At 37.7% G+C, this 23,280-nt stretch carries 23 protein-coding genes and 1 pseudogene; 18 read left to right on the top strand and 6 right to left on the bottom strand.

All coding sequences use genetic code 11. The features are described from left to right. Nucleotides 1-4 precede the first annotated feature (4 nt). From J4G44_RS10445 to J4G44_RS10405, 9 genes and pseudogenes are all read left to right on the top strand, one after another. Nucleotides 5-352 (top strand): annotated as a pseudogene (locus J4G44_RS10445) (integrase core domain-containing protein); the annotation flags it as partial. A gap of 103 nt (nt 353-455) precedes the next feature. Continuing rightward, a complete protein-coding gene (locus tag J4G44_RS10440) occupies nt 456-692 on the top strand; it encodes a hypothetical protein (RefSeq protein WP_228291691.1) in 237 nt (78 codons plus the stop codon). 140 nt (nt 693-832) lie between these two features. Further along, a complete protein-coding gene (locus tag J4G44_RS10435) occupies nt 833-1,288 on the top strand; it encodes a helix-turn-helix domain-containing protein (RefSeq protein WP_004973749.1) in 456 nt (151 codons plus the stop codon). Continuing rightward, complete coding sequence (locus J4G44_RS10430; RefSeq protein ID WP_121533679.1) at nt 1,278-1,844, top strand: IS630 family transposase; 567 nt, start codon at nt 1,278-1,280, stop codon at nt 1,842-1,844. Before J4G44_RS10435 ends, J4G44_RS10430 begins: the two co-directional genes overlap by 11 nt. A gap of 524 nt (nt 1,845-2,368) precedes the next feature. Further along, the gene (locus J4G44_RS10425; RefSeq protein ID WP_207973609.1) at nt 2,369-3,271 is read left to right on the top strand and encodes a helix-turn-helix transcriptional regulator; all 903 of its coding nucleotides are present in this window, start codon (nt 2,369-2,371) and stop codon (nt 3,269-3,271) included. A gap of 95 nt (nt 3,272-3,366) precedes the next feature. After that, nucleotides 3,367-4,422, top strand: coding sequence for an ATP-binding protein (locus J4G44_RS10420; protein WP_228291690.1), 1,056 nt, complete (start codon nt 3,367-3,369; stop codon nt 4,420-4,422). Nucleotides 4,423-4,435: 13 nt separating this feature from the next. After that, nucleotides 4,436-5,734, top strand: a complete 1,299-nt coding sequence (locus tag J4G44_RS10415; protein WP_179994490.1) for a coiled-coil domain-containing protein — start codon at nt 4,436-4,438, stop codon at nt 5,732-5,734. 3 nt (nt 5,735-5,737) lie between these two features. Then, a complete protein-coding gene (locus J4G44_RS10410; RefSeq protein WP_207973608.1) occupies nt 5,738-7,657 on the top strand; it encodes a coiled-coil domain-containing protein in 1,920 nt (639 codons plus the stop codon). Between the two features lie 4 nt (nt 7,658-7,661). Then, on the top strand, nt 7,662-8,309 hold the full coding sequence (locus tag J4G44_RS10405) for an OmpA/MotB family protein (protein ID WP_207973607.1): 648 nt from the start codon (nt 7,662-7,664) through the stop codon (nt 8,307-8,309). Nucleotides 8,310-8,362: 53 nt separating this feature from the next. Here the strand turns inward: J4G44_RS10405 and J4G44_RS10400 are convergent, their stop codons facing one another. Beyond that, nucleotides 8,363-9,094 (bottom strand): Fic family protein, encoded by a 732-nt coding sequence (locus J4G44_RS10400; RefSeq protein ID WP_207973606.1) that lies wholly within the window; start codon nt 9,092-9,094, stop codon nt 8,363-8,365. A gap of 434 nt (nt 9,095-9,528) precedes the next feature. Here J4G44_RS10400 and J4G44_RS10395 point away from each other — a divergent pair, with 434 nt between their 5' ends. After that, nucleotides 9,529-9,726, top strand: coding sequence for a hypothetical protein (locus J4G44_RS10395; protein WP_004972905.1), 198 nt, complete (start codon nt 9,529-9,531; stop codon nt 9,724-9,726). 532 nt (nt 9,727-10,258) lie between these two features. Further along, nucleotides 10,259-10,477: a hypothetical protein gene (locus J4G44_RS10390; protein ID WP_004972907.1), complete on the top strand. Its 219-nt coding sequence runs from the start codon at nt 10,259-10,261 to the stop codon at nt 10,475-10,477. Between the two features lie 114 nt (nt 10,478-10,591). Here the strand turns inward: J4G44_RS10390 and J4G44_RS10385 are convergent, their stop codons facing one another. The 3 genes from J4G44_RS10385 to J4G44_RS10375 form a co-directional block, all read right to left on the bottom strand. Further along, nucleotides 10,592-10,960, bottom strand: a complete 369-nt coding sequence (locus tag J4G44_RS10385) for a hypothetical protein (protein ID WP_004972910.1) — start codon at nt 10,958-10,960, stop codon at nt 10,592-10,594. 217 nt (nt 10,961-11,177) lie between these two features. Further along, nucleotides 11,178-11,894, bottom strand: coding sequence for a hypothetical protein (locus J4G44_RS10380; protein WP_167846115.1), 717 nt, complete (start codon nt 11,892-11,894; stop codon nt 11,178-11,180). Between the two features lie 109 nt (nt 11,895-12,003). After that, nucleotides 12,004-12,702, bottom strand: coding sequence for an exonuclease domain-containing protein (locus tag J4G44_RS10375; RefSeq protein ID WP_096902516.1), 699 nt, complete (start codon nt 12,700-12,702; stop codon nt 12,004-12,006). 251 nt (nt 12,703-12,953) lie between these two features. On the opposite strand from J4G44_RS10375, the gene J4G44_RS10370 reads away from it, so the two are divergent. The 7 genes from J4G44_RS10370 (at nt 12,954) to ahpF (ending at nt 21,134) form a co-directional block, all read left to right on the top strand. After that, on the top strand, nt 12,954-14,216 hold the full coding sequence (locus tag J4G44_RS10370; RefSeq protein WP_207973605.1) for an alpha/beta hydrolase: 1,263 nt from the start codon (nt 12,954-12,956) through the stop codon (nt 14,214-14,216). A 177-nt stretch (nt 14,217-14,393) separates the two neighbouring features. Then, nucleotides 14,394-15,647 carry a serine hydroxymethyltransferase gene (glyA, locus tag J4G44_RS10365; RefSeq protein WP_019836649.1) on the top strand — a complete coding sequence of 418 codons (1,254 nt, stop codon included), beginning with the start codon at nt 14,394-14,396 and terminating at the stop codon, nt 15,645-15,647. Nucleotides 15,648-15,810: 163 nt separating this feature from the next. After that, complete coding sequence (gene rnk, locus J4G44_RS10360) at nt 15,811-16,215, top strand: nucleoside diphosphate kinase regulator (protein ID WP_004972920.1); 405 nt, start codon at nt 15,811-15,813, stop codon at nt 16,213-16,215. 213 nt (nt 16,216-16,428) lie between these two features. Further along, entirely contained in the window at nt 16,429-17,220 is a 792-nt protein-coding gene (locus J4G44_RS10355) for a hypothetical protein (RefSeq protein ID WP_004972923.1), read from the top strand. Nucleotides 17,221-17,250: 30 nt separating this feature from the next. Then, a complete protein-coding gene (locus tag J4G44_RS10350; RefSeq protein WP_104852204.1) occupies nt 17,251-18,378 on the top strand; it encodes a toxic anion resistance protein in 1,128 nt (375 codons plus the stop codon). A gap of 56 nt (nt 18,379-18,434) precedes the next feature. Continuing rightward, nucleotides 18,435-19,352 carry a hypothetical protein gene (locus tag J4G44_RS10345; RefSeq protein ID WP_131261786.1) on the top strand — a complete coding sequence of 306 codons (918 nt, stop codon included), beginning with the start codon at nt 18,435-18,437 and terminating at the stop codon, nt 19,350-19,352. 216 nt (nt 19,353-19,568) lie between these two features. After that, nucleotides 19,569-21,134: an alkyl hydroperoxide reductase subunit F gene (ahpF, locus tag J4G44_RS10340; protein ID WP_096901839.1), complete on the top strand. Its 1,566-nt coding sequence runs from the start codon at nt 19,569-19,571 to the stop codon at nt 21,132-21,134. A gap of 236 nt (nt 21,135-21,370) precedes the next feature. On the opposite strand, the gene J4G44_RS10335 is transcribed toward ahpF, so the two are convergent. Next, a complete protein-coding gene (locus tag J4G44_RS10335) occupies nt 21,371-21,640 on the bottom strand; it encodes a YfhL family 4Fe-4S dicluster ferredoxin (protein ID WP_004972931.1) in 270 nt (89 codons plus the stop codon). A 27-nt stretch (nt 21,641-21,667) separates the two neighbouring features. Next, complete coding sequence (trhP, locus tag J4G44_RS10330) at nt 21,668-23,050, bottom strand: prephenate-dependent tRNA uridine(34) hydroxylase TrhP (RefSeq protein WP_136144203.1); 1,383 nt, start codon at nt 23,048-23,050, stop codon at nt 21,668-21,670. Nucleotides 23,051-23,280: the final 230 nt, after the last annotated feature.

Genomic DNA, 23,280 nt, shown 5'->3' with positions numbered 1-23,280 from the left:
TTACCGAGGCATGCCAAAGAACGTGATTCATCATAGTGACAGAGGCGTGCAATATCTTTCCATTCGTTATACCAATCGTTTAGAAGCAGCAAATTTACGAGCATCAGTCGGTACGACCGGTGATTCATACGATAATGCTTTGGCTGAAACGGTGAATGGCTTATACAAAACAGAGGTGATTGAATATTTAAAAGCGGATTGGCAAGGTTTAGCGGATGTACAACTTGCGACACTAAACTGGGTAGATTGGTTCAATAAAGAGCGTGTACACAGTGCACTGGGTTATGTATCACCTTTTGAGTTTGAAGCAATGTACTATGATAAGATTAACCCGTTAGGTCAGGTGGCCTAACTTAAATAAAAAAGTCTCCGACAAACCCGGTACGGTTCAGCTAGTTAATAAGGAAACAGGGCAACAGTATTTAACTTTAGTTGATCCTAAAGGCATCCGAAACATGAATCACGATGATGCCAAAATTGAGTTCTATAAAGAGATAAAAAGTATTGAAGCAAAACTCGATCATTCTGACTTGATTTTGAATAGCTTTATTTTGTCTATTACCCCAATGAAAGATATTCTGAATAACTCTCTTTCTGAAGAAGAGTTTGCTGAAAAGAATGTCTTATTTATGGTGGGTAATGGTACAGCGTATCTTGGGCAGATGTTTAAAAAGATATTAGAAAAAATATAAAAAATATTCCTAGTACCCAAGTTTCTACACTGTTTGGCTGTGTAGAAACTTGGGTAAAAATTTGGTTTTATAAAAATCACTAAGTTGACAAAAATAACTAATCATGCGAAAAAGTTTTTTTAGTTAACAGATGTTCACACATGCCTCGAATTGTTTCTGTACCACTTAGTTTAGAACAGCGAGAACGACTCATTTTTCTGGCCAAGCATGCAAAACATTGGCGTGAAAGACAACGTGCCCAAACTATTCTCTGGCTTTCTGAAGGTAAAAGTGTTGCGGAAGTTGCCACTCTACAAGAACGTATCCCAGAAACCATAAGGCTACAACGCCGACGTTGGGAATTGTATGAGTTTGAATCGATTAAAGAAGGTCATCGCTCAGGTCGGCCCAATACATTGATCTCAGACTATCAGGCGAAAATCCTAGATTGGGTCAATACAAGTCCACTCAATGCAGAACAAATCCGAGTCAAACTACATGAAGAATACGAAGTGTCCGTGTCTGTTGAAACCATTCGTAAGTTTTTACGTGATTCAGGTATGGTCTTCAAGCGTACCCGTCATAGCTTGAAAAAAAAGAGATCCGATTGCATTTGAACAAGCAACACAGCAGATTGAAAAATTACGAGAGCAAGCGGCACGTGGTGAAATTATATTAGGTTATGTTGATGAAACAGGGTTTTCATCTACACCTGATAACCGCTATGCGTGGACAAAGATAGGTGATGTTCATGCGGTTGATGCAATAAGATTAAAACGAGTTAATGTCATGGGGTGTTTGCTTTCAACGGGGAAACTGGTGACAAGTTGTTTACAAGAGTCAGTTACAAGCACTTGGTTTTATGCCTATTTAACTGGAATAGCTCAACAAGTAAAACAGACTTATAACCTTCCATTGGTTCTTATTGTTGATAATGCCTCGATTCATAGAAGTAAAAAGATGGCTGATTACAGAGAGCTACTTAAAAGTAACTTTTCGACGAATTTGTATTTTATTCCAGCTTATAGCCCTGAGTTAAATCGAATCGAGATGGTATGGAAGCAGATGAAATATTATTGGCGAGATTTTCAAGTCATGACAGCTGATAAAATAGAGCAATGGGTGGAGAGAGTATCAAACCAATTCGGAAAAGAATACATGTTTACTTTTTGATGACAGCTTATATAGATTTAAATTTTTTAAATTAAAGGTTTAAATTTTTAGTTCAACTGCCACCATCTCTATTGTAGTAGTTTACCCAAGAAAAATTGGAAATTTAAGAAATAAAATAATTTTTACGACTTGTGACATGTCCTGTCATTTTTATGCCTTATCTTCACTTTATTCCATTGAATAGTCATTTTGATCAAAAGTTTAAATTTAAAAGGAAAATTGAAAGGACATTAGCATGACGATAAGCCCTGGTTCATTTACGAATAATCATAAGAAGAAAGCTTTAACGCGTATTTTTAGAGCATTAATACTTGGGAAAATAAAGTGGGCTGAATTAAAAAAGTTCTATTTAGCAATGTTACACCTCGAACGTTATTTAGAAAGGCTAAATATTCTTTAAATTGAAATTACATTAATACTTTTTGTGATTTAGTGTAATTTTTTGTGTGTTTAATGTGTTATATTTCTAGCATATCGGAACTTTAAACGTTTGGTATATGTTTTTAAATAATTAGAGAAAATTTATGAAACGTGATGATTCTATTCATGAGCGTTTAGCCGACAGATTAGCCAATATTTTAACAAAGTTAAATATGGGGTATCAGTTAAGTATAAAAGAACTTGCATCAGAGTTTGGGGTAAGTACACGTACTATTTCGAGAGATTTTGACCGTCTTAATACTTATTTGCCTTTGCTGCAGGATATTGAAAGTAAAAAATATTATTTAGATTTAAACTACTTAGGAAAAATTGCCCCAAAAGATATCCGTAATTTTGCTCAGCTTTCAGGGATTAATCATTTGTATCCGTCATTGGATATATCCTTTTTGCGTGAACTTTTAGATAGTCGAGCACATCAAATTTATAGTGCTAAGGGTTACTCTTTTGAAGATGTGAGTCAGTTTAAAGAATTATTCAAAGTTCTAGGAAAAGCAATTCAAGAGCAGCGACAAATCAGTTTTGTATACAAAGGAGAACCTAGACTAGTTCAACCTTATCGATTGATTCATCATCATGGTAGTTGGTATTTAGCAGCAGTCAGAAAAAATCAATTGCGTACTTATCGCATTTCACATATTCAGCTCATGCAATCTCCACATGAAGATTCTCAATTTGTCCCTGACCCAAATATTGTAAAACTTGTGGAAAATGATGACAGTATCTGGTTTGGACAGGATAAGCAGGAAATCATTTTATCTATTGATAGTCAGGTCGCATTTTACTTTAAGCAGCGATCTATATTGCCTGAGCAGCAAATAGTAAAAGAGTTAAATGATGGTGGATTGCTGGTTTCTTCTAAAATTAATCATGACATGCAGTTATTGCCGTTAATACGATTTTGGATTCCACATTTAAAAATTGTCAATCCAGATGGATTGCAAGAAGAGCTAGAAAAAGATTTAAAAAAATACTTATCTCTAGCATGAGAAAAAAGGGGAGCTGTGTTAATACAGTCACATAAAGATGATGAATGTTAAGACATGGATTAGTGAGTTTTTAAAAATTAAAGTTGGCATTAGTAATGAAAAATATGATTAAAGAAATTTTTAATGTTGGAAATGGAAAACAAATATCAAATATTGAAGACAATATCGTGAGTTTGGAAAAAGCTAGAGAACGGTTACAAAAATTTCAAACAGAACGTGAGGAAAATAGCATTGTTGAACATCCTTCTGAAAAAGAAGAGACTCTTAATTCTGTTTTTCAGATAGTACAGCCAATCGTCACTCTAGATAATGATGTGATTTTATCGATAGCAACTCGTGTTCAATTAGATGAAGGGTTGGCTAAGTTAAAATTTCATAAAACAATATATGAAGACTGGAATTTCGGTAGTGTAGATAAACAGGGACGTAGCGTTATTCTAAATTTCTATGGTGCTCCCGGTACTGGAAAAACTCTCACAGCAGAAGCTTTTGCAGGAAGTTTAGGAAAGCCTATTATTAAACTAGGTATAGCTGAATTAGAAAGTAAATTCATGGGGGAGACTTCAAAAAATATTCAGGCTGTATTTAAAGTGGCTACAGAACAAGATGCAGTCCTATTTTTTGATGAAGCTGATACTTTGTTAGGTAAACGCTTATCTTCTGTTACCCAAGGTATTGATAATGAAGTCAATGCAATGCGTTCTACTTTATTGATTGAATTAGAACGTTTTAATGGGATTGCTATTTTTGCGACTAACTTTGCTAAAAATTACGATGAGGCTTTTAGAAGCCGTATTAGTCATCACATCCATTTTGATTTGCCAGATTTAGAAGCGCGTAAAAAACTTTGGGCAAAAATGTTGGTAGATCAAATACCGTTATTAGAGCCTAAAGACGAATTTATACAAACTGCATCAGACTTATCTGATGGATTCTCTGGGCGAGAAATACGTACTTGTATGAGATTAGTTCTACCTAAAGCTTTATTAGAAGCTGAAAAAAATCAAGAAGATCCAAAAGTTAAATTAGAGCAACTTCAAGAAGTTATTCATCGTATTAAACAAGCCAAAGTTGAAGTTGCGAATAGTGAAACAAAATTAAGTGCTAAAGAAATAAGTACTGCAAAATCATTGTTGGGCGTAAGTAAATAAGTAGGGGGTAGAAATGGGTTTTTGGAGTTCAGTTGGGTCAGCGATTTCTTCAGCTGCGAGAAGTGTTGGTTCAGCAGTTTCATCTGTAGGTAGAGGAATATCATCTGCAGCAAGTGCAGTATGGGATACAGCAAAAAGTGCAGCTAGAAAAGCTGTTGATTGGATGGCAGATGAAGCTGAAAACTTTGTTGGCAAGGTAAAAGATGTTTGGAAAATGGCCAAACCATGGGTCGAAAAAATAGCGCCGTATATTTCCAAAGGTATCGCTTTACTTCCATTTCCATGGGCTGGAGCAGTTGCAAAAGCAGTAGAAAAGGGTATCCAAGCATTATTGGCATTGGAAAATAGCCCTATTTTAAAAAAGGTTGAGCAAGCGATTATTTGGGCTTCAAATGCGGCAAAGCATTTCCGTGATATGTACATGACGCCTAAAGATGTGAAGGAAGCTGAACAGCGTCAGCAAGACTTGCAAGAAGCTATGGATGCGATGAAAACTGAGGAACAACGTCAGTCTATTCGTTTTGCAGCTGTGATTAATGATTATGTTTTAGTACAAACCCATATCCAAGAAATCTTAGAAAAAGATACAGTGAAAGATTTCTCACATTATCTACGTTTACGTGCAACCCAAAAATTATTAAGAGCTGCGGAAAAAACACTAAATACTGCTCGTAATTTAGATGAAATTACCGCAGATGATTCATTCCTCTTACGTATAGGTGCTGATCTGCTCGCAGAGAATCCAAATCTTAGCGATGCTGATGCAGAGAAACTAGATAGAATTATTAAACGTCGTTTCAGTGGTAAGTCACTAGTTCCATTTGTATTTGAAGAATTAATTTGTGCTTGGGAAACTAAGTTACAAAATATGGAAGCAAAATGGAAACAGATGAATAAAGAGTCAGCGACTTTAAAACGTCAAATAAAAGAACTGGAAGTGAAAATGCAAATTGAATCACTCACTTCTGATGAAGAAGCACAATTGGTTGATTTGAAAAATGATGCAAAAAATACCTCTCACCAACTAACTCAACAAGCAGAAGAAAACCGTGCAATGCAAAGTTATGTTCACGCTGCAGAAGGTTTCCTTCAAGTTTTAGAGAAAACTGCTGAACAATTTGAAGAAGAAGGTCGTGACTATATTGTAGATGACGTTGCAACTGTTGGACGTCTACTAGTTGAGTGTGCCCAGCATGGTAAACAATGGAACGAGCTAACAGGGGATGAGCAAAGCCTTATTACTGACTATGCGAATATTTTCGCAGAAGACAGTAAAAAACGAACTCAAGAGTTAGTTGAGGCAGAGGTCTAATTTATGGAAATTTTGAGTTTTTTACTTCCTTTTCATTTGTCTCCATTTAAATTAGATGCTTTACCTAGTATTTTCTTTTTTGTTATTTGGGGTCTTTTCTTCTTCACAATTTTTAGAGTGTATCAAACAGCAAAGCCTGAGAATTGGGAGCATAATTGGTATGGTGGCAACAAAAATAATCAGTCAAAAAAACTAGATGCCGAACATGGCTCCGTTATGGAAATTAGCGAAGCTGTTGCAACACCATCTGAAAAATTGGCAGATATTATGCCTGGCATGATTCTGATTATTGGTTTGTTGGGTACATTTTTAGGTTTAGGGCTTGCCTTAGATAAAGCATCTTCAATTCTCACGGGCGCTAATGCATTGAGTAATATGGATGCATCAATGGCGAACCTTATGCAAATGCTTGAGGGATTAGGGACTAAATTTAAAACATCTACTTGGGGATTACTTGCTTTTATTCTTTTAAAAGTCATTTTATCTAATAATGGTTATGAAGAACGTCGCTTACGTTGGTCAATTGAAAAAGTGAAAAGTGAGCTCGATATTGTTCGTGATCAAAAATTACAAGAGGACCGTAACAATAATAATAAGCTGATTGATTGTATGCAAAGTATAGCTATGCAATTTGAACAAACTGTTGCGAAAAATCAATCTACTAATCAAGAACAACTCAAGCAATTAACTCAGCATACTCAAGATACGATTAAAGCCATTCAACTTAGTCATGATGAACAGTTAAAACAGCTACATTTAAGTAATGAAGAAAATGTACGTTCTTTAACTTCACAATCTAGACTTATAGAAGGGTTAGTTGAGAACACACAGCAAAATCATGCTTCTCATCTAGAACAAACAGGGAAATTTTTATTATCATTTGAGCAAAATAGTAAAGATCATCTTTTATTGCTTACTCAAAATCATTCTGGGCAAATTGAAACTTTAAACAAACAGTCTACATTGTTGGAAAGGAAGTTTGATGTTTTAGCGCAACAATCAGTGAGCCTAATCGAATTAGTTGGAGAGCAACATAAAGAAACTGCACAATTGCTCCAAGATAATGTAGCTCAGAGTGTTCAGACGCGTGATGCTATGGTTGACTTCATTCATAAGAATGAAGAAACAGTTGTTAGACTAGGAAAGGCTGCTGAAGGAATGTCTCAAGCCGCATCGACAATGGGAACGTCAGCGAGCCAACTACAAACCGTTATTGATAGCTTTAGACAGAATATGGAAGAAGTCATTTCTTTGATGAAAAAAGACTTGAACTCTACCATTTCTAATATGAATACTAGCTTTAGCCAAAATATGACAAAAATGTCAGATAATCTCAAATCGTCTATTGGTGATATGAGTACAAGCTTCAAGAAAAATATGTCTGAAATGTCCAAAGGTTTAGGTGAAGCAACTCATGATATTTCTAATGCGGTAACTAGTTTATCTACAAGTGTTGATAAAACGATGAATGAAGTTACTGCTACGATTGGTCAATCCATGGAATTGCAGACAAAAGCACAAAAAGTATTTACTCAGAGCACGAATACATTAAATGAATATATTGAAGAGATGACAGGTTTGGTTAATAAGTTGTCTGGAGATATTACAGGTGGCTTAAAAGCTGTTTCAGAAAGTAATCGTCAAGTGATTGGTCTGGGTAAACAAATCAAACTAAGTAGCGAGGATCTTACACAAACAGTGGGGAACGTATTTAATGATTTGTCTCAAAATCTCGATGCTCTTAATTGTTTGAAGCCTACACTAGAAAATTTAGCAAATGGTATTGTTTTACAAAAGGAAACATTGGAAAGGATGGAGTCTCAGAATTTGAAGCAAAATAGTTCTCAAAAGAAAAATGAAAAGATTAAGAGTGCTAATGTAAATTCTGCTATTTCACAGGCACTACTGGGTTGGAAGGATTAAGTGAATGAAGGATAAGCCAAGTGAGTGGGTATCCATTTCAGATCTTATGGCTGGTGTAATGGCTGTCGTAATGTTGCTGCTTGTCATGTCAGTTCTACAAAAAACCTACGCAGAATTAAAGCATAAGCAAGAGTTAGAGCAGGGGGGGGCTGCCCAGCAGAAAAGAATTAGTGAGATGTTAACGGATCTAAAGAATTCTGTAGATGAAACAGGAGCGAGTAATTTAATTTCCTTTGACATCGCTGATGGAAAAATCACATTAAAAGAAAATATTTTTAATGTAGGCAGTGCTTGTATCACACCATCGGCAGCTAAAACATTCAAAAGCCTCGATCAACGTATCGTTAGTTTTTTAAAGGAAAATCCGAATGCCTCTGTTTTTGTTGAGGGACATACTGATAATTCAGTTGTAAAGCAGCCTGTTCTTGACTTTAAGGAAAAATGTACGGTTTATGATGACAACTTTACGTTATCTGCGGCTAGAGCAAGAGAAGCTAGAAAATTAATCATTTCAAATTTGGATTCTAAAGATGCAAATCGGGTTATCGTTGCGGGTTATGGTGACTCTCGTCCTCTATATGGTATTGATCCATCAGATGGAAGAAATAGACGGGTAGAAATTCAGTTTGCAGTATCAGAAAGTAGTAAATAACAATCTAATATATCCCTTATCTCATCGTCTTAAGACGATGAGATAAGGGTTTTTTATATTCCTAAGACTACTTGATAGGGCTTAAAGCCTTCCAATACAGCATCTGTAACCAGCTGAATAAAATTCTCAGTTTTTCCATAAGCCATCCATTGATCTAATGCTTCATAGTAAGCCAAACGATTTTCTACTGTAATCACACAAGGTGGATAGCCTGCTTTTAAGAGTTCAAGATTCATCAAGAGACGCGATGTACGACCATTCCCATCAATAAATGGATGTATGCCTACAAAATCTGCATGTACTTTGGCTGCACGTTCAATTGGATGTAGCTTATGTGCTTCACTATTATACCAGTCTACTAATTGAGCCATCTTGTCATTTAATAACGTGTAATCAGGCGGGGTAGACGTAGCACCTGATATCAGGACATTTTGCTGACGATAACGTCCAGCATTATCATCATCAATATTCTTTAAGATAAGCTGATGGATATTACGAATTTGCCATTCAGAAAAAGGCTCCTCTTTCCGAATGATATCTTCAACATAGTAAATTGCATTTCTATGGTTGATCGCTTCGAAGTGTTCTCTTAATGCCTTTCCACCCACAGTAATACCTTCGAGTACTACTTTTGTTTCTAGCAGGGTGAGGGTATTACCTTCAATTGCATTGGAATGATAGGTCCAGCGGATAATAAGATCTTCTTGTAAATTTTTTACAATTGCAGGAGCAAGAGGACGATGCTGATCTAATTTTTTCTTTAAATCATCAATACTTTCAAACATGCCCTGAACCCTGAATCTTAATTAATTAATGATACATGAAAAACGGAGCATCTAAAAACGTAATGATATAGCGTATTATAGATGAGAGATTGAATATGATAGAATAATGAGATAGATCTAAATCATGGATGTGGGAAATAAAATCATTAGGCATTTGATGTCATACATCTGATTAGAGTTTTTACGGTATTTAATACGGTAAATAAAATCTTTAAGTATGAAAAGTTAAATACTATCAATAGCCTACTGATGGTTTCTGGTGCGCGCTGAGCGCACCAAATTAGTATATAAGCATTGAACTGTAATATAAAAAATAGTTGAAAAGTATATAAAAAATTAAGATAAACATTCGATCTTATTTGCCATAGCCTGATCACGTTTTTCAGCATATAAAACTCACATATTTTAAAACTGAAAAATCTGAGGGCAGCTTCGTGGGCTATATCGTTAAACTCATTCCAGAAAACTTATATTTTGTTCCGCATGATAATGAAATTGGTACCACGGAATTTCGCAGTAAAGCCGTCGCAGAAGGTTTGTTCTACGATTATGCTGAAGCAACAGCAATGGTAAAGCTATACAATAAAGATATGCTGCAAGATGTTGATTATGAAATTGAGTTAATTGAATAATCGTCGACTTCTTATTATTTGAAAGTATCGCCAAGTTATGCAGAAGCTAATCGCAAAGCTGGAGCTTTTAACCGCATAAAATTATGCCGTAACTGAAAATTAAATCAATTGAAATTTTGCTGTGTGAATGTATTGAAATGTAGTGGGCTATTGCAGCAAAAAATAAGTTTCACTATATTAAAACTACAGTAGGTCATTCAATGTAATAGACGCTACGATGCAGTTGGACGGATCAATGACAGCTCGTTGAGTTTGTAACTCTTGTTCAAACAATAAAATCAGCACTAGCCTTCCAACATAAAAAAACTCGCAGCAATGCGAGTTTTTTCTGTGCTAGAATGAAAAACAAGCAAATTTACTGTGGTTTTGTAAGTTGTAAATAAAATTTTAAAAAATATGTGTTTGAATTTATTAGATAATTTAAATTTAGTTTAAAAAAATACTACATTGTCAAACAATCTAACAACTCACTTTTTTAAAAAATTTATAAGCTATGGTATAAAAAATTTCCGTCAAGAAAAAGGGAACAACAATGACGCAAATCATCGATATTAAAGTTAAAGACCAGTTTAGCCATATTTACGAAGCAAAAGCATTGCTACGTAATATCCCAGAAACTTCATTGGCAGCGGGTTTGGCACTATTTCACAAAATTGAACACATTATTGTGGAAGGTGAAGTGATTTTACCAAGCATCGAACTTTTGTTTGAAAGCCGCGAGTCTGATAGTATTTTCCGTGTGTTGGAGTAAATATTTGTGAGACTACTTTATTTTTAGAAAAGCTCATTTCGATGAGCTTTTTTGTGCGCAGGATTTTTAAAGCACACGTAAATAAAGTGCTCATTAAGTGTAAAACATATCGCTTTAAACCGTCTGATCTTCTACAAGTTGGATATTTACATCGTATTTATCAAACTCTTGAATAATTTTTTGAATGACCGCTTGCCCAATGTCATCATCGGGTTGAAAACTCAACTCTTGATTGGTTTGACTATCAAAACATTCAATTTGCAAGATTTGCCAGAGCTGGGCATCTGTACTTTGTTGAATCACTATGCGTCGCGGTTGTAAATGTGCTGAAATTTGACGCGGCAACACATTGGTAATCGCTAACTGTATTTGGCTTTCCTGATCTTTTGGGCTTAAAAAGGTAATCACCCAATTGCCAACTTTACTGAGTTGCATTGGATTGTCATAAGCATCAAACGCTAAAAAAAATGCATAATTCATCATAACCCTGTGCCTCAACAATTCTAGAAAATACTATATCGCTGATTTTTATCAGTCGGGGCTATGCCGCTAAAGTCTTAGCTTTTATAGGAATAATGGATCTAAGGTTTATATGTGTTTTTAAGGTGTTGAAAAGTAATAAAAATAAATTAATCCATATGTCCCTGAGCATGGTTTTAATTGTTAAAAAGACTTAAAACTAAGTAAAAAAATCTAAGCTTTAAGTCGGATTAAGCTTTTGCAGAGAGTGGTTGATTTGCTGCAAAATCTGATTGAGTGCTTTCGGTGGTAAACGAGTTTCTTGCAAAGAGGTAATCCATTGCATTTGGCAGAGTTTTAAGCTGCGAATATCCTGAGCTTGTAAAATTCGCTGAATCAGTTGTTTTGCCATTAATCCACAATGACGCTGCAAAGTATCCATCATGAGAAATTTTACATCTTCAAAACTCAAAGCGGTAATTTCAGGCTGTATTTCTGCTTGGGGTTCAGGTTGTTCAGCGGGCTGTTCTGTATTGATGGCAGCTGCAACACGTGCTTCTAAATATGCAGGAACTGAATTTACTTGAAGATGTTGGGTGTGGATTGGTTCTGCCAAACTTTCAGCATGCGCTTGCGGGGTGCTGCTTGCAAGTTGGCTATGAATTTCTGTGTGTAAAGTGGTAGATGATGCCTCTTGCTCTTGTTGCAGCAGAATGTTAGCCGTTTGCTCTTGGTGTTGCAAAGTGTCTTGCTCAAGCGCAGCAGGGGCAATCAGGTGCATATCTAATAGCTGTTCAATCAATTCAGGTGGTGCAAGACGTTGCTTGAACTGATCTCCGAGTAAATCAAAATCTTCAGTACCAATCAGTACCAATAAACGACGTTGACGTGCATTTAAATCACGTGTGCGCTGTTGTAATGCATCTAGACCGAGTTGAGTTTTTTGATAATTAAACATGAGCCTTAATTTATTTCCCCAATAAATTAAGGCAAAGCATAGACTTTGAAAATTACAATAATATGAATAATTTATGACAGGTAAATGCAATAAGATTCACTTGAAACATTTATAAAGTCAAAATACTGGTATTTTCGAGCGCCTTGCGTAAGTAAGGATCTAAATCTTCTTGTCTTAATAACCATTGCACATAATCGGCAGGAAGGTCAGCAATTGCCGTACCACGATGTTTACCAAAATTGATAATTTGTGGAATACGTGCTTCTTCTGAGGCAGTGTAGAGTTCTTCAATACTTTGAATTTGTAATTGATGAACTTCGTGCATCAAAATATTGGCCGTTAAAATAATATCCATATCGGCACGATGCGCTTTTTTAATCATGTCACGCGCTTTTTCGCTGCCTTTGGTAATCATATAAATTAAAGCTGAAATATTGTGTGCTTCGGCGTTTGGCCATACGCGACGTGCAAGTGCCAAAGTGCAAATGGCTTTAATTTTAGAAGTATCCACACCACATTTTTCTAAAGCGCGAATATCGTAATCAATATTATGCCCAATGATATAGGTGGTTTCGGCAGGTAATTCAAAACTGCTGTAATGCGGTTGATCAATTAAATCCGATTCTAAAATATGATGCACCGCCATCGCTGCGAATGAAATAGGCTCATCAACTTGATACAACTGATCGAAAATTTTACTTTTATCTAGACTGATTTTGCCATCTTGAATTTGAATGGGGGCGTAGGCAATCTCAATGGGTTGTCCATTTAAAGTATGGGTTTCTGTGTCGAGAATAATAGCCTGCATGTCCTGATTCGCTTGCGTCATTCAATAAAAATGCAATCTAACATTAGCCGCTGCGTATGACAAATTGAATTGAAATTTAATAGACAACTGTATATGTGATCAATTTACTGATTTTTAACGTAAGTATTTAATTTTAAATAAAATACACTTGCATATTAATTATCCAAATCTTGCCTAATACGGTAAAGAAGCGTACAAATAAAGATTGCGAAGGATGCAATCAATAAGAATATGAAGATAAGGGTAAACAAATGAAAAAAATATGGTTAAGTGTGGCTTTGGTCAGCAGCAGTTTGTTTTTAACCGCCTGTAATGATGATCATGACGATACGAATGTGGGGGTTATTGATGATGAGGTTCCGAAATATAATTTTAGTGCCCCTATTGTAAAAACAGAGTCTTATTTAGATCAAGGTACAAATGCGAATAATGTTTTAGATACAGTAAGTGCCTCTAAAACATTGATGACTTATAAAATGTTAGGTGTAAATGGACAGGAAACTCAGGCAACTGCACTTGTTTTTACCCCTCAAACAGTTAAACCTGCGGGCGGATGGCCACTTGTAGTATGGGCACATGGCACAACAGGCGTGGCAGATGCGTGTGCACCGAGCCGTCAAGGTTTAAAAGGAAATGAATACTTCATTGCTAAACTATTGGCGGCAGGTTATGCCGTTGTTGCACCAGATTACGAAGGTTTAGGTGAGCCGAGCGGTAAAGAATTACACCCATTCTTAAATTTAAAAAGTGCAGCTTATTCGATTACAGATGCTGTTGTCGCTGCAAGCAAGCTTTTGGGTAATACTGCAGAAACGCGCTGGAGTGTAGTTGGACATTCACAGGGTGGACATGCGGCTTTAGGTGCAGCGCAGTATGCATCGCGTGCGCAGTTAAATTATAAGGGTGCCATAGCTATCGCACCTGCATCAAATTTAGCGTTGGTATTGGCGGGTGGTGAACAAAAAGCAGCTCAGGAGCCAGATGTAATAAAGAAAGTACAGACACTTGTACCATTAGATACGTTTACTGCTCTAATTGCTGCGGGGCTAAGAAATACTGCTCCAACCTTGAAATATTCTGAAATATTTGTGTCACCAACAGATCAACTTGCTGCTCAGGCAGAGTCAATCTGTTATGAGGCATTAGGTGGGAGTATGCTTCAGCCAATGCGAGAGCACGCACAGACTTATGGAAAATTGGATGGTTATCCACGTACTCAACCGAATTTCATGACGACCATCCCTGAAGTTAAAGATTTCTTAACCAATGGTTCACAGCCATTAAAAGTGAAAATCAGTACGCCTATATTTATTTATCAAGGAACGGCTGACCCAACTGTACCGAAACAAGTCACGGATTACTTGGTTCAGTCAGCTCAAGGGATGGGAACTAAAATTCATTACGTCACTGATCAGGATTTACCTGTAGAGCAAAAATGGGATCATGGTTCGGTGTATGTGGATAATATGGATGAGATTATTAAAGATGTACAATCTTTAATGCCTATTCAGTAAGTTGTTGAATTACGATAAAGATTGATTTGACCTGATATAGCTCATGTTTTATCTGAAACATGAGCTATTTTTATGTAAAACTGAGCAAAGTTCATTCTCTCAGTTCACAAACTTTATGCTACAATACGCGCCAATCTTAGCACGGCTTAAAAGCCCTAAATTAATAGGACCTCGCTAATGTTTGCCAATATTTCTATTGCCGAATTTGATCCAGAATTAGCTCAAGCGATCACCAATGAAGATGCGCGCCAAGAAGCTCATATTGAGTTAATTGCTTCTGAAAACTACTGCTCACCTGCAGTAATGGAAGCTCAAGGTTCAAAACTTACCAATAAATATGCAGAAGGCTACCCAGGCAAACGCTACTACGGCGGTTGCGAATACGTAGATATTATTGAACAATTGGCGATTGACCGTGCTAAAGAACTCTTTGGTGCAGATTATGCTAACGTTCAACCACACGCTGGTTCACAAGCAAACTCTGCAGTTTACTTAGCTTTACTTAACCCAGGCGACACTGTGTTAGGTATGAGCTTGGCACATGGTGGTCACTTGACTCATGGTGCAAAAGTAAGCTTCTCAGGTAAAACATATAACGCTATCCAATATGGTTTAAACCCAGAAACTGGCGAAATTGATTACGAAGAAGTTGAGCGTTTAGCGCTTGAACACAAACCACGCATGATTGTTGCGGGTTTCTCTGCGTATAGCCAAATTGTAGATTGGCAGCGTTTCCGCGACATCGCAGACAAAGTTGGTGCTTATTTATTTGTAGATATGGCACACGTAGCAGGTCTAGTGGCTGCTGGTGTATATCCGAACCCTGTGCAAATTGCTGACGTAACGACTACTACTACACACAAAACATTGCGTGGTCCACGTTCTGGTCTAATTCTTGCGAAAGCAAACGAAGAGATCGAGAAAAAATTACAATCTGCTGTGTTCCCTGGTAACCAAGGTGGTCCATTGGTACACGCAGTTGCAGCAAAAGCAATTTGTTTTAAAGAAGCAATGGCGCCTGAATACAAAGCGTATCAACAACAAGTTGTTAAAAATGCGCAAGCGATGGCTGAAGTTCTTATTGAACGTGGTTATGATGTAGTATCTGGTGGTACGAAAAACCACTTGTTCTTGCTTTCTTTAATCAAGCAAGATATTACAGGTAAAGATGCAGATGCATGGTTAGGTGCTGCGCACATTACTGTAAACAAAAACTCTGTACCGAACGATCCACGTTCTCCATTTGTAACTTCTGGTATCCGTATCGGTACTCCAGCGGTAACTACACGTGGTTTTGGTGAAGCAGAAGTACGTGATCTTGCAGGTTGGATTGCAGACATTCTTGACAGCAAAGGTGACGAAGCTGTAATTAATACTGTAAAAGCAAAAGTTGAAGCTGTTTGCGCGAAATTCCCAGTTTACGCAAAATAAGCACAGCCTTGAGAAAAGCCCCTCAAGGGGGCTTTTTTTATGGATGTAAAAAATTGATTTTTCGTTCAATAAGCTGAATTTCTGTTATAACTTAAGCGTATTGAATATGATTGTAGGCAAGCTGATGATGACAGTATTGTCGGAATGACAGGAATAAAAGTAAATGATTAGACCAAAGATTATTATTTCAGAACAAGATTTGCACCGTTTGGAAACGATGCTTGAGCATCAACCTAAATTGACGCCAACGATGCAACATCTAGAAGATGAATTGGCACGTGCTGAAGTGGTTGCGCCACAAGATGTACCGAATAATGTGGTGAGCATGAATGCCCGCGCATTGATTACCATTGCACCTGCAAAAGAACCGACTGAAATTACCTTGGTTTATCCGCATGACTTTAAAGGTGAGAAAGGGCAGGTGAATGTGGTTGCACCTGTCGGGACTGCCATTTTAGGTTTAGCTGAAGGTCAGGAAATTGAATGGCCACAGCCCGATGGTCATATGATGAAAGTCAAAATTGAGAAGATTTTGTATCAGCCAGAGCGTGAAGGTGATTATTTATAATCTGTTTATCATCCTGCGTTAGGAACATTGAAAGCCATGTTGATCATGGCTTTTTTATGCACTGGTGTTTTGAATCAGGCATCTTGTGACTGATGTTATGCGAATCTATAAAAAAGCATTTAAGCAGATCGAAATAAAAAATTGCAAAATATTACATGACCTTAGCCGAAAAACACGTACTATAAAATCATGTAAAGAGGGTTGTGATGGTCTATGGCTCAGTTTGAAGTGTTACTGCCTTTGCAAGAGATTACGGTGGATCGTGCAGAGCTTTTGGCGATTCAACGCAATGATTTAGTTCCGTTGTTGAATGATCAATATCGTCTAAATCATTATGCAGATCAGGTGATTCAAGCGCAGTCAGTTTTATTGGATGGGGTGGATCCACATTTAACTCAGCAATTGAGTGTGACCATTGAGCAGTTGATTCAGGCGCTTGGCAAATCTAAAAAAGTGTTAAAGCAACGTAAGTTTAATGCACTACAAAAGTGGCTAGGCATAGATTTGGAATATGGCGCGGGGCAAGTGCAATATTATAAAAACCTAGATCATTTATTAGGACAAGCAGATCGTTTAAGCCAAAAGCTGCAAATCGAAATTCAGAAATCACAATCACGTTTTCAGCAGTTGGTTGGTTTGCGTGAGCAAATGGCGAAATACATTCAAGCTGCCGATGAGTTTTTAGTGGAATATCCACGATTTGTGCGCAATCAGCATCCTTTGGATAATTTTAGCGAACGACTGGCCAAGAAAATTTATAGTTTAAAGACTTTGCAAAGTAGTAATGATATTGCGATTACTCAAATGCAACTTTCACAGCAACTCTCTTTTAGTTTGTTAGATCGCTTTAAAGAAGCGCAGCAGGTACTCATTCCTGCATGGCAATATCATGTCAAACAAAGTCAGCAAAGTGGCTCACACAGTCAGCTAGAAAAGCTGGATCAAAGTCGTGAGCATTTAATTAAGACATTAAGAAAATCCTTAGAAAAACCTGCGCAATCATAAGGCATGGTTTTGATTAGATAGAGGCGAAATATGACAACTTCTGAACAACGCAACGTCGCTGTGCAAGTGAGTGATGAACAGACTCAGCAACAATTTCAGCAACTCAATTTGCAGGAAATTGGCTTACAGCCTGATGACTTTCAGGAGGTGCTGGCTGCGCGTAAAGAATTAAGCGATCTTAGCCATCATTCGGTTGCAGAATATGGCAAAAATATCGCCACTAAAACGTCAAGTTATACCGATGAGCTTTTAGGTTTGGTGCAAAATAAGGATTTGGATGTCACAGGGCAAAAGCTGAATCAGGTGGTGCAGGTTGCACAGCAGTTAAATACCAACAGTATTTTAAATCCAAACAAAAGCAGTGGCTTTTTGGGTGGTTTATTCAATAAGTTAAAAGGCGCTAAACAAAGTTTTGATCAAAACTTTAACAGCACCAAAGCGCAAATTGATAGTCTGGTCACAGAAATTGAAAGCTCACAAAATGGTTTAAAAAACCGTGTAGATACACTGGATAAAATGTTTCATGGTGTGCAAGATGAATATAAACAATTGGGGATTTATATTGCAGCAGGTAAGTTAAAACAGCAGGAAATTCAGCAGCAAATTTCTGAATTTTCCGCGCAGCCGCAGGATCAGACCACGACTCAAAAAATTTATGATCTCAATCATCTTGCTAATAATTTAGAAAAGCGGGTGAGTGATTTGCAGGTGTTGCAACAATCTGCCATGCAAACTTTGCCGATGATTCGGATTATCCAGTCCAATAATTTAATGTTGGTCGATAAATTTTATGCGATTAAAAACATTACCTTACCTGCGTGGAAAAACCAGATTAGTTTGGCGATTTCTTTAAATGAGCAGAAAAACAGTGTGCAACTGGCCAACAGTATTGATGATGCCACCAATGAATTGCTGCGCCGTAATGCAGATTTATTGCATCAAAACTCGGTTGATACTGCCAAAGCCAATCAGCGTTCGGTGATTGATATTGAAACCCTTGAACACGTACAAAATACCCTCATTAAAACAGTGAACGATGTGATCCAGGTACAAAAAGAAGGCATGCAAAAACGTGCAGAAGCGACTACGCGTTTGCGAGCCTTACAGGAGAATCTGAATCAATTGGTGATTGGTTCAAGTCAACAGTCTGGTCAATAAATGCATTTTGACAATGACTTCATTTAATCTGAAATTTACCTGATAAGGAGTCGGATTTGCCCCCACTTGATGAATATGCCATTCAGCCACAGCAGCTAAAAACAGGTGTTGTGGCATTACAGCAGCGTCAAAAAAAGCTCAGTTTTTTGGCTGTGCTGTCTATGACGGTGGTGCTTATATCGGCAATTGGCTTTTTTATTCAGCAAGATGTGATTTATAGCTTCTTTGGTTTAAGCACTGAAGTTCAGCAATTACACATGCCTGCAAGTGTCGATGCGACTTTGGCAAATTTAGGGCAGCAACCTGATTATTTTTTCAGTTTGTTGAACTGGTTGGGTTGGTTGATTTTAAAACTGTCGGTGTCATTTATTGGTGCATTCGTTCTAGTTCATCTACTCAAGAAAATTCGTTTTTTTTATATTCGCTTTCAGTCCTTTGTCTTGAAATTTGTAGCTTGGTTGCTGAGTTTTATTTTACTTTGGTCGGCATTGAGTTATGTTCAGCATGACCGACAAGATGATACGCAGCAGGTATATGCCAAAATTGTGCATTATGAAAAGCACATTCAAGAAAGTGAATTGGCGCGTTATTTACAAAATGCAGAAATGGCAGCGCCTGTTAAAGCCTATTTGTTGGCGCAAACGGCATTGATGCATCATCCCGCAGATAAAGATGCAGCCATTCCGCAAGTGTTGACCTTGGTCAAAGCAGAGCAGCAAGATCCGCAATTTTTACATTATGGATTTAAACCTGAACAATTATGGACGATGCAGCAGCAAGTTTATGGCAAAGCTTTAACGCCTATGGCGCAAAGCGTACATAAGCAAGTGCAGCAAGCACAGCAATTAAATACGCTGGTTTATTATATGAATCTCGCGGTTATGGCGCTTATGTTAATACTGTCTGCGGTACTCTGGTTTTTATCGCGACATTTACAGCAGCGTATTCTGCGGATTCAACAACAACTTGAATAAAAAATGATTAGGCTCAATTGCTTAAGGCAGACATTCAGTTTTTATGTTAATGTCTAAATTGAATAGCTTTAGGTATTTTAAATGAAATAGTAAGCTTGAAACTCACTATCATTTAAAAAAACGATCATAAATATAAAAATAAACCGTTTCCCCTATGTAACTATTTTTCGTAAGATGACATCAACAAATAAATTTACTCCCTTGGAGACGTTAGCCATGTTAGACCAAAATACTTCTACACAACTTAAAACTTTATTAGAACGTCTTGAAAGCCCAATCGAGCTTGTCGCGACTTTAGATGGTTCTGATAAATCTGCCAAAATTAAAGAATTGGTTGAAGAAATTGCAGCACTTTCGCCACAAGTTACTGCACGTTTTGACGGTAACAACGCACGTGCACCAAGTTTTGGGATTGCAAAAGTAGGTGAGCAACCGCGCGTATTCTTCGCAGGTTTACCAATGGGGCACGAGTTCACTTCATTAATTTTGGCTTTATTGCAAACTTCTGGTTATGCACCAAAAGTATCGGATGAAGTATTAACGCAAATCAAAGAATTGAATCTTTCATCTCACTTTGATGTGTTTGTATCGTTGAGCTGCCACAACTGTCCAGATGTAGTACAAGCTTTGAACCTCATTGCGATTTACAACCCTGGCACAACAGCAACCATGATTGATGGTGCATTCTTCCAAGAAGAAGTTGAGCAGCGCAAAATTATGGCTGTGCCGATGGTATTCCAAGATGGCAACCACATTGGTCAAGGTCGTATGACTTTGGAAGAAATTGTAGCGAAATTAGATACAGATTCTGCGAGCAAAGATGCAGCGAAACTGAATGCCAAAGAGGCGTTTGATGTCTTGGTAATTGGTGGCGGCCCTGCAGGGAATACATCTGCAATCTATGCAGCACGTAAAGGTATTCGTACAGGTATTGTGGCTGAGCGTATGGGCGGTCAGGTGATGGATACCATGGATATTGAAAACTTCACTTCTATCCAAAAAACACAAGGTCCAAAGTTTGCGGCAGAAATGGAAGCGCATGTGCGTGAATACGATGTCGATATTATGAATCTACAAAAAGTATCTGCCATTAAAGGTGCTGATGAAACTGCCAATGGTTTGGTCGAAGTGACTTTGGAAAATGGCGCAACACTTGAATCGAAAACGGTGATCTTGTCTACAGGTGCACGTTGGAGAGAGATGAATGTACCTGGTGAAGCAGAATACCGTACCCGCGGCGTGGCATACTGCCCACACTGTGATGGCCCGTTGTTTAAAGGCAAACGTGTTGCAGTGATTGGTGGTGGTAACTCAGGTGTAGAAGCAGCGATTGACCTTGCAGGGATTGTAGAGCATGTGACTTTGGTAGAGTTTGATACTAAATTACGTGCAGACCAAGTCTTGCAAAACAAATTGAACAGCTTGCCAAATACTACTGTAATTACCAATGCATTATCGACTGAGGTGATTGGTGATGGCGCACAAGTGACTGCATTGAAATATAAAGACCGTGCGACAGATGTTGAGCATACTGTTGAACTTGCAGGAATTTTCGTACAAATTGGTTTATTACCAAATACGGACTTCTTAAAAGAGTCAAAAGTAGAGCTGACGAATCGTGGTGAGATTGTGATAAATGAGCGCAATGAAACCAATGTAAAAGGTGTATTTGCGGCAGGTGACTGTACAACTGTACCGTACAAGCAAATCATCATTGCAACAGGTGAAGGCGCGAAAGCATCACTTTCAGCATTTGATTACATCATCCGTTCAGGTCAATAAGTCTGAACGAATACATCTGAATACGCGGATTAACCATCCTTAAATTGTATTCGCTAAAAAGATAGCGCCTGAGTTCCCCAATACTCAGGCGCTATGTTCAGTAAAGTGCGTTATCGCACAGTATTAAAAGTTTATTTATTCTATTTTTGGTTTTAAGAACTGAGTCGGCTAACAACTCAGTTCTTTTTTTATTTTTAACATCCAGTTTGATTTACAGCAGTTAGATTCATTTCAGTCTAATTAGCCTTATTATTTTGTCCAAATAAATTCAACTGATTAAACTTTTCCTGTAGCTGCTCTTTGGTTTCGACATGCTCAGGATGCGGAATAATACATTCAATTGGGCAGACTGAAACGCAGGTTTGATAGTCATAAAACCCAACACATTCTGTGCAACGCGCCACATCAATTTCATACACCTTTTCACCCTCATAAATTGCTTCATTCGGGCATTCGGGTAAGCACATATCGCAATTGATGCATTGGTCGGTAATCAGGAGTGCCATCGCAATACTCGCTTAGTTTATTGCCACTTAGTTGGCTTGATAAGCCAACGATGAGGCAGAAATATCTGCAGTCGAATTTGGTAAGTTGCGAATCAGCAGGGCATAACGCATATCGACATCTGCAGGTATAGGGATTTCTACAATATGCCCTGAACCTTTGGCATCTTCAATCAGATTGCCTTTTTTATCTTTAATTTCAGTTAAAGTGAAATAGATATTGCCTTGTGGCGTCATCAATTCTAAAGAATCGCCCACTACAAAACGGTTTTTTACATCAATTTTAATGTAGTCACCATTGCGTTCTAAGACTTCACCACAAAATTGCTGATGATCAAAACTTGATGAACCTGTTTCGTAGTTTTGGTATTCGCTGTGCACATGACGACGCAAGAAACCTTCGGTATAACCACGGTTAGCTAGACCTTCTAATTGAGTCATTAATGCAGGGTCAAATGGTTTGCCTGCAAGCGCATCATCAATCGCTTTACGGTAAATTTGTGCAGTACGTGCGCAGTAGAAATAAGATTTGGTGCGACCTTCAATTTTTAGTGAATGGATGCCCATTTTAGTTAAACGGTCAACGTGCTGCACTGCGCGTAAATCTTTAGAATTCATAAAATAAGTGCCGTGTTCATCTTCTTCGGCAGCAAACATATCTTCGTCATTACGTTGTAATAACACAGGCTCGTTAAATTGATGCTGTGCCTGCATGTGTTGTTCATCTGCATCGGCAGTTTCAGAAAGATTTTTGACAGGAATTACGTCACCTGTTTCATCTTCTTTTGCATCGTGAATTTTATATTCCCAACGGCAGGCATTGGTACATGCGCCTTGGTTGGCATCACGTTTATTCATATAGCCTGAAAGCATGCAACGACCTGAATAGGCCATGCACAGCGCACCATGCACAAATACTTCAATTTCCATGCCAGGCACGTTGTTTTTAATTTCTTCAATTTCATCAATCGACAATTCACGCGAAAGAATGACACGGGTTAAACCCATATTTTGCCAGAATTTCACCGTTGCCCAGTTCACTGCATTGGCTTGTACCGATAAATGTACAGGCATATCGGGGAAGTTTTCACGCACCATCATAATCAGACCAGGGTCAGACATGATCAGTGCATCGGGTTGCATAGCAACCACTGGCTCTAGGTCACGAATAAAGTTTTTGAGTTTGCTGTTATGCGGCTGGATGTTCACCACCACATAAAACTTTTTGCCTAATTCATGCGCTTCTTGAATACCAATTGCCAAATTGTCATGATCAAATTCGTTATTACGCACGCGCAAACTATAACGCGGCTGACCTGCATAGACTGCATCTGCACCATAAGCAAAGGCATAGCGCATGTTTTTTAAAGAACCAGCAGGAGAGAGAAGTTCGGTGACGTGGGAAATGGTCATGATCAAAAAGCAATAGCAGAAATATGGCTTTATTGTATGAATCTAAATTTAGGATTCAACCTAGTAAATAGCTCGGGATTCAGAAGAAAACTCGTGCTGCTTGGGAAGGGAGATAAAAATTCAATCAGTGGTTTTGCAAGGTCGTTTTGATCTGAAATTAGAAAGCATGTTTTATCCATCACATGGAGAGCATCTGTTGTAAATGATCTTGATATAGAAAGTTCCTCATC

The organism is Acinetobacter towneri, assembly GCF_017498585.1.
In the GTDB taxonomy this organism is placed as follows: Bacteria; Pseudomonadota; Gammaproteobacteria; order Pseudomonadales; family Moraxellaceae; genus Acinetobacter; species Acinetobacter towneri.
The sequence above is the reverse complement of the archived record's forward strand: the minus strand, read 5'-3'. Positions and strand labels throughout refer to the sequence as shown.